Origin of the sequence: Pantoea sp. Pa-EAmG (assembly GCF_030024295.1) — a bacterium.
Classification (GTDB): Bacteria; Pseudomonadota; Gammaproteobacteria; order Enterobacterales; family Enterobacteriaceae; genus Pantoea; species Pantoea dispersa.
Window position 1 is genome coordinate 1 of record NZ_JASEWO010000146.1, and the last position, 11,712, is coordinate 11,712.

The following is an 11,712-nucleotide window of genomic DNA, read 5'->3' on the forward strand; positions in this document are numbered from 1 at the left end:
AAAATACCTGACAGCGTCAGATAGATCTGGCCAACATAGTTGGCAATCGCGTTACGTTTGATAGACATAAAAACTCTGGCGTCTGGGTATTTTTCTCAGTGTTAACAGCGTGACACAAAAATACCCCAGCGCCCACGGGAGTAATTCTTAAAATTAACGCTGGCGCTATCTCAGCGGCTTTTTCTCATTTTCATCAGTGAGAAATAGAGGTCGGGCTGTTTCAGTAACAGTTTTTCCATTGTACTCTGCGGTGAAAACTGATCGGCAAAGTAGCGCACCGCGTGCCGCACATTATTAGAGAACTGCGTTTCAGCGTTTAATTCCTGCTGTACCAGCTGTAATAACCCGCTGCGTAAATAACTCTGGCGATAGCGGTTTCGCTCCGGAATAAAGTGTGACAAACGGGTGACCTTTTCATACTCCGTCATAAATTGCTGATAGCTGGGCGGCGGATTAACCGTGGTGACCTCATGCTCTGCGCGGGCATCCAGCAGCCATACCGTTTGCGTATTTAACAGGCCAGCCAGCATCACATCCTGAATGCGTACCAGCGGAGCGGCATTTTTCACCAGCGCGGCGCGCAGGATAACCGCATAGTTATTCTGCTGCCACAGGCGCTGCGCCTGCAGCTGCTGGAACAGCTGCAGCGACGACTGCAGGCCGCTGCTCAGTGCGCGCGGTGCCAGTGAAAGCAGCATGCAGTTGAGCTCCGGGCGCTGATGGCTGAGCGTTGCCAATTCCTGCAACAGTGCAGCAGAGGGTGCAAAGCCGTCGGCGGCAAACAGTAAGAACGCGTCGTCGCTGACGCTCTCCGCCGCTGGCTGCGGCACAGCGTTAAACTGGCTGTGCGCGGCATCCGGCTGCAGGAGATAACACAACAGCGGATTAACGTTATCAGCCGCGACGCGCGCAGGCTGATCGGCAACCGGCTCAGCCGGATGCACTAACAGAGCAGACCTTCCCATATTCCTCTCCCTAAAAATAATACTGAATAATGGCCAGACAAAAATCCGCCCAATTAAGGCGCAAATAAGGCAGTGACTTTTTTTTAGCGTAAGAAAACTCAATCAATTATAAACAGCCCGCCGACGGCATGACACTTGGCCCTTGACAGACTGGCTGTTTATTTGCCTTTTATTGTTAAGCGCAACTGAAGCAATCCCGGCCAGAGTGCTGAAGTAATACGTAATATCGGTAACAGGAAACGCGTTAAACGGTGCGATTTTAATAAAACGCCACGCTTTGACACACTTACTCGCTAATTTGAGACCAGCTTAAAATGGAACATTCTAAACAGCCACTACGAAAAATCCTGGTGCCCGCTTTAAACTTACGTCAGCGTTTGTTTGCTACTCCTTAAATTACCTCATCTATTTCTTCTTAAGCCTGACGACAATGGCGCGCCCGGCGATATGTGTCGACGGTTACACCTCTGGTTTAACCAGGCAACAGCGCTTTTAATCATTCTTACCTTGCCCGTGACGGAAGCCGCTAATGAAAACCCGGCAATCTGCGGGTGCAATTCAGATTAACCTTAGAGGCGCTTTTCCCTTCCTTTATAAGCGCGCGCTATTCCCGCCTGACGGCTATCCATTGCCGGATAAATCATTTACGCCTCGCCGCCTGCTCTGTCAGGATTGAACGCATCAGTTCTCAATGATTGCTAATCAATAACTTTCAGTTATAAGGAGTGACCATGCGGGTTATTACGCTGGCGGGGAGTCCGCGTTTTCCTTCACGTTCCACGGCGCTGCTGAGTGTGTGCCAGCGGGCGCTGGAAGCGCGTGGCGTTGAGGTGATTCCGTGGAACATTCACAACTTTCAGCCGGAAGATTTGCTGTATGCGCGCTTTGACTCACCGGCACTGACCGCGCTGAAAGCGGATTTAGCGCTCGCGGAGGGGCTGATCGTCGCCACACCGATTTATAAAGCCTCTTTCTCAGGTGCGCTGAAAACCCTGCTCGATCTGCTGCCAGAGCGGGCGCTGGAACATAAAGTGGTGTTGCCGCTGGCCAGCGGCGGCAGCGTGGCGCACATGCTGGCCGTTGACTACGCGCTGAAACCGGTGCTGAACGCGCTGAAAGCGCAGGAAGTTCTGCACGGCGTGTTCGCCAGTGATACGCAAATCACCCATTACGACCGCCAGCCTGAGCTGGATGCGCTGCTGAGCGAGCGCATTGATGAGGCGCTGGAAACCTTCTGGCAGGCGCTGCACCGTCGTCATCAACCCTATGCTCAGGCTGTATAAAGGAACCGCGATGAAAAGGATGTTAACCCGCTGGCTGCTGCCAACCGTTACCGCGCTGTTTGCCCTGACCCTCGCGGCTCAGGCTGCCGAAGCGCCAGCACAATTCCGTATCGGCTATCAGAAAGGATCGGTCAGCATGGTGCTGGCCAAATCGCATCGGCTGCTGGAGCAGCGCTTCCCGGCCACCAACATTCAGTGGATCGAGTTTCCGGCCGGTCCGCAAATGCTTGAGGCACTGAACGTGGGCAGCATTGACCTGGGCAGCACCGGCGACATCCCGCCGCTGTTTGCTCAGGCCGCCGGGGCGGATTTGCTGTATGTCGGCTCGGAGCCACCGAAGCCGCAGGCTGAAGTGATTCTGGTGCCGAAGGACAGTCCCATCCACAGCGTGGCGCAACTGAAAGGTCATAAAGTGGCGTTCCAGAAAGGCTCAAGTTCGCACAATCTGCTGCTGCGCGCGCTGGAACAGGCCGGGCTGAGCTTTAACGATATTCAGCCGACTTATCTGACGCCAGCCGATGCGCGCGCCGCGTTTCAGCAGGGCGATGTTGACGCCTGGGCGATCTGGGATCCCTACTATTCTGCTGCGCTGCTGCAGGGCAACGTCCGTGTGCTGGTGGACGGCAGTAAGCTGAACCAGACCGGTTCGTTCTACCTCGCCACGCGCAGCTTTGCTACCGATCACGGTGACTTCGTGCAGCAGGTGCTGCACACCTTTAGCGAAGCCGACGCGCTGACGCGCAGCCAGCGCCAGCAAAGTATCGATCTGCTGGCACAGGCGATGGGCCTGCCGAAGCCGGTGATCGCCAGCTACCTTGACCATCGTCCCCCGACCACCATTACGCCGGTCAGCGCCCACACGGCGCAGGCCCAACAGCAAACTGCCGATCTGTTTTATGCCAACCATTTAATGCCGGTCAAAGTCACCATTGCCGATCGCATCTGGCAGCCACAGCCGGCCCGGCCATAAGGAAATTTATCATGAGCGTATCCGTATTCTGGTTTCTTCCCACCCACGGCGACGGCCACTACCTCGGTACCGCCGAAGGTGCGCGCCCGGTGGACCACGGTTATCTGCAACAGGTGGCGCAGGCCGCCGATCGCCTCGGTTTTGGTGGCGTGCTGATCCCCACCGGCCGGTCGTGTGAAGATGCGTGGCTGGTGGCCGCCTCCCTGATTCCGGTGACGCAGCGCCTGCGTTTTCTGGTGGCGCTGCGCCCGGGAGTGATTTCTCCGACGCAGGCCGCACGGCAGGCCGCCACGCTCGATCGTCTCTCCAACGGTCGCGCACTGTTTAATCTCGTCACCGGCGGCGACCCGGAAGAGCTGGCGGGCGACGGCGTTTTCCTCGATCACCGCGAGCGTTATGCCGAATCTGCGGAGTTTACCCGCGTCTGGCGCCGGGTGAGTGAAGGCGAAACGGTCGATTACGAAGGCAAGTACGTCAAAGTGCGCGGTGCACGATTGATGTTTAAAGCGGTGCAGCAGCCACGTCCACCGCTGTGGTTTGGTGGCTCATCGGATGCCGCGCAGGATTTGGCCGCGGAGCAGGTGGATGTCTATCTGACCTGGGGCGAACCGCCGGCGCTGGTCAAAGAGAAGATTGAACAGGTGCGCGCCAAAGCGGCGGCGCAGGGGCGCACGGTGCGCTTCGGCATTCGTCTGCACGTGATTGTGCGTGAAACCAATGAGGAAGCATGGCAGGCGGCAGACCGGCTCATCGCCCATCTTGACGATGCCACCATTGCTAAAGCGCAGGCGGCTTTTGCCCGCACCGATTCAGTCGGTCAGCAGCGCATGGCCGCGCTGCACGGCGGACGGCGCGATCGGCTGGAGATCAGCCCGAACCTGTGGGCCGGCGTCGGTCTGGTACGCGGCGGTGCCGGGACTGCACTGGTGGGCGACGGTCCGACGGTCGCGGCGCGGATGCAGGAGTATCAGGATCTCGGCATCGAGACCTTCATTCTGTCTGGCTATCCGCATCTGGAAGAGGCCTATCGCGTGGGCGAGCTGCTGTTCCCGCATCTCGACCTGGCCGTGCCGGAAATCCCGCAACCCCGCGTGGTGCAGGCGCACGGTGAAGCGGTCGCCAATGATTTCACCCCGCAAAAAGTCGCGCAGAGTTAAGGAGTCGCATATGGCAAAGGTCAAGAAACAGCTGAGCAATGCCCTGCTGCCGTGGGCGCTGCCGGTGCTGCTGGTGGTGGTGTGGCAGATTGCCTCTCAGGCTGGCTGGCTGTCGACGCGCATCCTGCCCTCGCCGGAGAATATTGTCATCACCTTCTGGCATCTCGCGGCCAGCGGTGAGTTGTGGCAACACCTCGCCATCAGCGGCTGGCGAGCGGCAATCGGCTTTGCCATTGGCGGTTCGATTGGCCTGATTCTCGGGCTGATTACCGGCACGTCGCGCACCGGCGAACGGTTGCTGGATACCTCGGTGCAGATGCTGCGTAACGTGCCGCACCTGGCGCTGATCCCGCTGGTGATTCTGTGGTTCGGCATCGACGAGTCAGCCAAAATTTTTCTTGTGGCGCTCGGCACGCTGTTCCCTATCTACCTCAATACCTATCACGGCATACGGAATATTGACCGCGGCCTGGTGGAGATGGCGCGCAGCTATGGTCTCTCCGGCTGGAGCCTGTTTATTCAGGTGATTTTGCCGGGCGCGCTGCCGTCAATCATGGTTGGCGTGCGCTTTGCCCTCGGTCTGATGTGGCTGACGCTGATCGTGGCCGAAACCATCTCGGCCAACTCCGGTATTGGCTATCTGGCAATGAACGCCCGTGAGTTTCTGCAAACCGATGTGGTGGTGGTCGCCATCATTCTCTATGCCCTGCTGGGCAAACTGGCCGACGTGACGGCACAGCTGCTGGAGCGTGTCTGGCTGCGCTGGCATCCGGCTTACCAATTGAAGGAGGAGAACGCATGAGCAACGCAACGCTAAGCCCGGCGCGTCTGAACCGCGGTACCCCGGTAGGCGTCAATGGCGTCACCAAGCAGTATGGCAATCGCACCATCCTGAATCATATCGATTTACATATTCCGGCCGGCCAGTTTGTCGCGGTGGTCGGCCGCAGCGGCTGCGGTAAAAGTACCCTGCTGCGCCTGCTGGCCGGGCTGGAATCCACCACGCACGGTGAACTGCTGGCGGGCAACGCGCCGCTGGCCGAGGCGCGCGAAGATACCCGCCTGATGTTTCAGGATGCGCGTCTGCTGCCGTGGAAGAAAGTGATCGATAACGTTGGCCTCGGTCTGAAAGGCCGCGAGTGGCGCAGCGCCGCGCTGGAAGCGCTGGCGGCGGTCGGTCTGGCCGATCGTGCACATGATTGGCCGGCAGCGCTCTCCGGCGGACAGAAACAGCGGGTGGCCCTGGCGCGGGCGCTGATTCATCGCCCCGGCCTGCTGCTGCTCGATGAACCACTCGGCGCACTTGATGCACTGACGCGCATTGAAATGCAGGGCCTGATTGAGTCGCTGTGGCAGCAGTATAATTTTACCGTGCTGCTGGTGACGCACGATGTCAGCGAAGCGGTGGCGATGGCCGATCGCGTATTGCTGATTGAAGAGGGTCAGATCGGGCTGGATTTGGCGGTGGATTTACCGCGTCCGCGCCGCAAAGGATCGGCGCGCCTCGCCGAGCTGGAGGCCGAGGTGCTGGATCGGGTGATGAAGCGGGGAACCTCAGAGCAGCCCCTGCAGTTCGCGCAGCAGCGCTGAAGGAACAGGTGCGCATAAATGCGCACCCTACGGGGTCGTGCATCGTTGCCATTAATGGTAATGAAACACGTACCGTGCGTAATCCGTGTAGGGTCGCCATTCATGGCGACCTGAGTGATTACGCGTTCAGCGCTTTGGTGATCTTCTCGTACAGATCGCCGGACAGATTCTCCAGCCCCTGCAGCGTTTCCAGCGCCTTGCGCATCAGCGCCTGACGTTCGGCATCATAACGCTTCAGACGAATCAGCGGCTCAATCATGCGCGCTGCCACCTGCGGGTTGCGGCGGTTGAGATCGGTCAGCATCTCCACCAGGAATTGGTAGCCGCTGCCATCTTTGGCGTGGAAGGCTGCCGGATTGGCCGAGGCAAACGCGCCAATCAGTGAACGGATGCGGTTCGGGTTACCCATGGTGAACGAGCGATGCGTCAGCAAGCTACGTACCTTGCTCAGCACGTCAGCCGCCGGGCTGGTGGCCTGCAACATAAACCACTTATCCATCACCAGACCATCCTGATGCCAGCGCTCGTCGTACGCCGCCAGCAGCGCATCACGGCACGGCAACTGCGCCGCCACCGCCGCTGACAGCGCGGCCAGCGCATCGGTCATGTTGCTTGCTTTGTCGTACTGCGCCTGCACCAGTTTGCTGGCCTGCTCCGCGTCCGCAAACGCCAGATAACTCAGGCAGACATTCTTCAGCGCGCGCTTGCCGATCTCGGCATGCTCGACTTTGTAGTCGCTGCTCTGGTTGGCGAGATACACCGCATAGAATTCATCGCTCAGCTCATTCGCCAGCGTGCGCACCAGCGCCGCGCGGACTGCGGCAATCGCCAGCGGGTCGATCACTTCGAACAGCTCGGCGATCTCGTTCTCTGACGGCAGCGTCAGGATCAGCGCCATCAGCGCCGGATCGCCCTGCTCATCCAGCAGCACCGCGCGGAAAGCATCGGCGACGTGCAGCGGCAGCGACAGCAGCTGGCCCTGCTGATGGCGCGCCACGTTGAGGCGGATATACGTCGCCAGCAGGCTTTGCGCGGCATCCCAGCGCGAGAAGTCGTTGCGCGCGTGGCGCATCAGGAAAGTCAGCTGCGCATCGCTCCATTTATAGTCGAGCTTCACCGGTGCGGAGAATTCCCGCAGCAGCGACGGCACCGGCTGGAAATAGACGTTGTCGAAAATGAAGGTCTGGAACTCGTCGGTGACGTTCAGCACGTGATGAACCGGATGACCGTTGTGCTGCAACGGAATGACCTTGCCTTCGCCGTCATACAGTTCGATATCCAGCGGAATGTGCAGCGGCAGCTTCTCCTTTTGATCGGCGGTCGGGGGCGTGTGCTGCGTGACGTGCAGCGTGTACTGCTCCAGCTCCGGGTTGTAGTCATCACGCACCGTCAGCACCGGCGTGCCCGACTGACTGTACCAGCGGCGGAACTGTGACAAATCGACGTTGGAGGCATCTTCCATCGCCTGCACGAAATCATCACAGGTGGCGGCGCTGCCATCGTGACGCTCGAAATAGAGCTGCATCCCCTGCTGGAACTGCTCTTCACCCAGCAGCGTGTGCAGCATGCGAATCACTTCAGAACCCTTCTCATACACCGTCAGGGTGTAGAAGTTGTTCATTTCGATCACCTGATCCGGACGGATCGGATGGGCCATCGGGCTGGCATCCTCGGCGAACTGCGCGCCGCGCATCACGCGCACATTATCAATACGGTTGACCGCGCGCGAGCCGAGATCGGAGCTGAACTCCTGATCGCGGAAGACCGTCAGACCTTCTTTCAGGCTGAGCTGGAACCAGTCGCGGCAGGTGACGCGGTTGCCGGTCCAGTTGTGGAAATATTCGTGACCAATCACGGCTTCAATACCGAGATAGTCTTTGTCGGTGGCGGTTTCCGCTTTGGCCAGCACGTATTTGGAGTTGAAGACGTTGAGGCCTTTATTCTCCATCGCGCCCATGTTGAAGAAATCCACCGCGACGATCATAAAGATATCGAGGTCATATTCGAGGCCGAACCGCTCTTCGTCCCACTTCATGCTGGCTTTGAGCGAGGTCATCGCCCAGTCCGCACGGTCGAGGTTGCCGCGATCGACAAAAATTTCCAGCGCCACGTTACGGCCGGAACGGGTGGTAAAGCTGTCACGCAGCACATCGAAATCGCCGGCGACCAGCGCAAACAGGTAGCAGGGTTTCGGGAACGGATCCTGCCATTTCACCCAGTGACGACCATCCTCGTGCTGACCGCTCTCCAGCTTGTTACCGTTGGACAGCAGGTACGGATAGCTAGCCGCGTCGGCGATCAGGGTGGTGGTGAAGCGCGCCAGCACGTCCGGGCGATCGAGATACCAGGTGATATGCCGGAAGCCTTCGGCTTCACACTGGGTGCAGAGCGCCTCGCCGGATTTATACAGCCCTTCCAGCGCGGTGTTTTTATCCGGATGGATTTCATTAATGATGGTCAGGGTAAAGTTGTCCGGCAGCTGGCTGATGATCAGTGCGCCCTGCTCTTCGCGGTAGTGCGGCCACGGATTGCCATCCACCGCCAGCGACAGCAGCGTCAGCGCCTCACCGTCCAGACGCAGTTCAGCCTGCTGCGCGCCAAGGCGTTTTACCTGACTGACGGCGGTGACGCGCGTGGTCGCCGCATCAAGATCAAACGTCAGGTCGATATCGGTGATGGTGTAGTCCGGCGCCCGGTAGTCGTGGCGATATTTAATTTGCGGCTGTTGCGTCATAAATCCTTCTCGCATCGTTAATATATTCAACCCTCAGAGTCTAAGCGGGTTGCGCCCGGGTTGCCACGCACAAAGCGTGCGTTGCGCCAAAAGTCTACAATTCATTAACAATGGCACAAATGACCCTCGACCTGTCACCTGCAATTATGGTGTGATCGCGGTGATTACTGTTTTATACTCCTGCGTCTTTATGACTTTGTTGAATACCGGGCTCTGCTCCGCGGAAGAGGATGCTGAAACGCACCATGACTGGACACGCTTCCCCGATTTTGACCACGCTGCTTGATACCGATGCCTATAAGCTTCACATGCAGCAGGCCGTTTATCATCGTTACTACGATGTCCCGGTAACGGCAGAATTTCGCTGCCGCAGCGATGAGCAGCTCGGCCAGTATGCCGACGCCATCCGCACGCACATTACTGCCATGCAATCTCTGGCGCTGAGCGATGACGAATATCGTTACCTCAGCAGCTTACCGTTTTTCCAGCAGGATTATCTCGACTGGCTGCGCCAGTTCCGCTTCGATGCCTCGCAGGTTGAGGTGCGCGACGATCACGGACATCTGCGCATTCAGATTCGCGGCCCGTGGCGTGAAGTGATTCTGTGGGAAGTGCCGCTGCTGGCGCTGATCAGCGAAGTGGTACACCGTCACCGGACGCCGGAAAGCGGCGCGGAACAGGCGGTGGCGCATCTGCAGCAGAAGCTGGTGCACTTCCGTGAGCAGGTAGGCGATCTCGATATGTCGCGCTTCCAGCTGATGGACTTTGGCACACGCCGTCGTTATTCGCGCGCGGTGCAGGAAGCAATTGTCAGCACGCTGAAAAACGAATTCCCGTGGCTGCTGGGCACCAGTAACTACGATCTGGCGCGCCGGTTGCAGCTTAACCCGGTCGGAACCCAGGCACATGAATGGTTCCAGGCGCATCAGCAGATCAGCCCGGTACTGGCCAACAGCCAGCGCGCGGCATTGCAGTCGTGGCTGGATGAGTACGATAACCAGCTCGGCATTGCCCTGACCGACTGCATCACGATGGACGCCTTCCTGCGTGATTTCGGCCCCGGTTTTGCCCATCGCTATCAGGGCCTGCGCCATGATTCGGGCGATCCGGTGGAGTGGGGAGAAAAAGCCATTGCGCATTATCAGCGGCTGAATATTGATCCGCTCAGCAAAACGCTGGTGTTCTCCGACAATCTCAACCTCGATAAAGCACTGGCGCTGTATCGTCATTTCGGTCAGCGCGCGAACGTGGTATTTGGCATCGGCACCCGCCTCACCTGCGATATTCCCGGCGTCACGCCTTTGAATATCGTGATCAAACTGGTGAGCTGCAACGGTAAACCGGTGGCCAAACTCTCCGACAGTCCCGGTAAAACCATCTGCCAGGATAAAGCCTTCGTGCGCGCCCTGCGCAAAGCCTTCGACCTGCCGCTGGTCAAACGCGCCAGCTAATCGGCCTGAGCAGGGTGCCTGCGCCCTGCTCTGCGCCAGAAAATCTCTTTATTCTCCGGCAATTTTGCTTGTTTCCTGGTGGCTCGCAAGTAACATAGCTAAACCCCGGAATGGGGCTTATTTCACTCCATCTTCATTTATATAGAGAGATTTTTATGAGCGTAGTGCCTGTAGCGGATGTACTGCACGGCCGTGTCGCGGTTGACAGTGAAGTCACCGTACGTGGTTGGGTGCGTACCCGAAGAGATTCCAAAGCCGGTCTTTCCTTTATCGCCGTTTATGACGGTTCCTGCTTTAATCCCGTTCAGGCCGTCGTCAATAATTCTCTGAATAATTATCAGGATGAAGTGCTGCGTCTGACCACCGGCTGTTCGGTGATCGTCACCGGTAAAGTGGTGGAGTCACCGGGTGAAGGCCAGGCATTCGAACTGCAGGCGACCCAGGTTGAAGTCACCGGCTGGGTGGACGACCCGGATACCTATCCGATGGCGGCTAAACGTCACAGCATTGAATACCTGCGAGAAGTGGCGCACCTGCGTCCGCGCACTAATATTGTCGGTGCCGTGGCGCGCGTACGTCATACGCTGGCGCAGGCGCTGCATCGCTTCTTCCATGAAAACGGCTATTTCTGGGTCTCCACGCCGCTGATCACCGCCTCTGACACTGAAGGTGCTGGCGAGATGTTCCGCGTCTCAACGCTGGATCTGGAAAACCTGCCGCGCGACCCGCAGGGCAAAGTCGATTTCGATAAAGACTTCTTTGGTAAAGAGGCTTTCCTGACCGTTTCCGGCCAGCTGAACGCCGAGACCTACGCCTGTGCGCTGTCCAAAGTGTATACCTTTGGCCCGACGTTCCGTGCCGAGAACTCGAATACCAGCCGTCACTTAGCGGAATTCTGGATGCTGGAGCCGGAAGTGGCGTTCGCCACGCTGGATGATGCGGCTGCCCTGGCGGAAGCGATGCTGAAGTATGTGTTTAAAGCGGTGCTGGAAGAGCGCGCTGACGATATGGCGTTCTTCGCCGAGCGCGTGGATAAAGAGGCCATCGCCCGTCTGGAGCGCTTCATCACCACGGATTTCGCCCAGGTAGACTATACCGACGCCGTCGACATTCTGCTGAAAAGCGGTCAGAGCTTCGAGAACCCGGTGTCATGGGGCGTCGATCTCTCTTCCGAACACGAGCGTTATCTGGCGGAGAAACACTTCAAAGCGCCGGTGGTGGTGAAGAACTACCCGAAAGATATCAAAGCGTTTTACATGCGTATGAACGACGACGGTAAAACCGTGGCGGCGATGGACGTGCTGGCACCGGGCATCGGTGAAATCATCGGCGGTTCCCAGCGTGAAGAGCGTCTTGATGTGCTGGATGCGCGTCTCGCTGAAATGGGCCTGAATAAAGAAGATTACTGGTGGTATCGTGACCTGCGTCGCTATGGCACCGTACCGCATGCCGGCTTCGGTTTAGGTTTCGAACGTTTGATCGCCTATGTCACCGGTGTACAAAATGTAAGAGACGTTATCCCGTTCCCACGCACGCCACGTAACGCGAATTTCTAAGATTTA

9 protein-coding genes are annotated in these 11,712 nt (G+C 58.1%); 7 read left to right on the forward strand and 2 right to left on the reverse strand.

Annotated features, from left to right (window positions below; genetic code table 11):
• Positions 1-170: 170 nt before the first annotated feature.
• On the reverse strand, positions 171-965 hold the full coding sequence (locus QMM04_RS17065) for a hypothetical protein (protein WP_282996587.1): 795 nt from the start codon (positions 963-965) through the stop codon (positions 171-173).
• 731 nt (positions 966-1,696) lie between these two features.
• On the opposite strand from QMM04_RS17065, the gene ssuE reads away from it, so the two are divergent.
• The 5 genes from ssuE to ssuB are packed head-to-tail and all read left to right on the forward strand — an operon-like array spanning position 1,697 to position 5,965.
• Positions 1,697-2,248 (forward strand): NADPH-dependent FMN reductase, encoded by a 552-nt coding sequence (gene ssuE / locus QMM04_RS17070; RefSeq protein WP_021508321.1) that lies wholly within the window; start codon positions 1,697-1,699, stop codon positions 2,246-2,248.
• 10 nt (positions 2,249-2,258) lie between these two features.
• On the forward strand, positions 2,259-3,218 hold the full coding sequence (locus QMM04_RS17075) for a sulfonate ABC transporter substrate-binding protein (RefSeq protein WP_021508322.1): 960 nt from the start codon (positions 2,259-2,261) through the stop codon (positions 3,216-3,218).
• 11 nt (positions 3,219-3,229) lie between these two features.
• On the forward strand, positions 3,230-4,375 hold the full coding sequence (gene ssuD, locus QMM04_RS17080; RefSeq protein ID WP_058775379.1) for an FMNH2-dependent alkanesulfonate monooxygenase: 1,146 nt from the start codon (positions 3,230-3,232) through the stop codon (positions 4,373-4,375).
• Positions 4,376-4,385: 10 nt separating this feature from the next.
• Complete coding sequence (ssuC, locus tag QMM04_RS17085) at positions 4,386-5,177, forward strand: aliphatic sulfonate ABC transporter permease SsuC (RefSeq protein WP_021508324.1); 792 nt, start codon at positions 4,386-4,388, stop codon at positions 5,175-5,177.
• Positions 5,174-5,965, forward strand: coding sequence for an aliphatic sulfonates ABC transporter ATP-binding protein (gene ssuB, locus QMM04_RS17090; RefSeq protein ID WP_282996588.1), 792 nt, complete (start codon positions 5,174-5,176; stop codon positions 5,963-5,965). Before ssuC ends, ssuB begins: the two co-directional genes overlap by 4 nt.
• A 118-nt stretch (positions 5,966-6,083) precedes the next feature.
• Here ssuB and pepN read toward each other — a convergent pair whose 3' ends face one another.
• A complete protein-coding gene (pepN, locus tag QMM04_RS17095) occupies positions 6,084-8,699 on the reverse strand; it encodes an aminopeptidase N (RefSeq protein WP_282996589.1) in 2,616 nt (871 codons plus the stop codon).
• A 230-nt stretch (positions 8,700-8,929) separates the two neighbouring features.
• Here pepN and pncB point away from each other — a divergent pair, with 230 nt between their 5' ends.
• Both pncB and asnS read left to right on the forward strand, forming a co-directional pair.
• Positions 8,930-10,150, forward strand: coding sequence for a nicotinate phosphoribosyltransferase (pncB, locus tag QMM04_RS17100; RefSeq protein ID WP_081317687.1), 1,221 nt, complete (start codon positions 8,930-8,932; stop codon positions 10,148-10,150).
• Positions 10,151-10,305: 155 nt separating this feature from the next.
• Positions 10,306-11,706 (forward strand): asparagine--tRNA ligase, encoded by a 1,401-nt coding sequence (gene asnS, locus QMM04_RS17105; RefSeq protein ID WP_031279853.1) that lies wholly within the window; start codon positions 10,306-10,308, stop codon positions 11,704-11,706.
• The last annotated feature ends 6 nt before the right edge of the window (positions 11,707-11,712 follow it).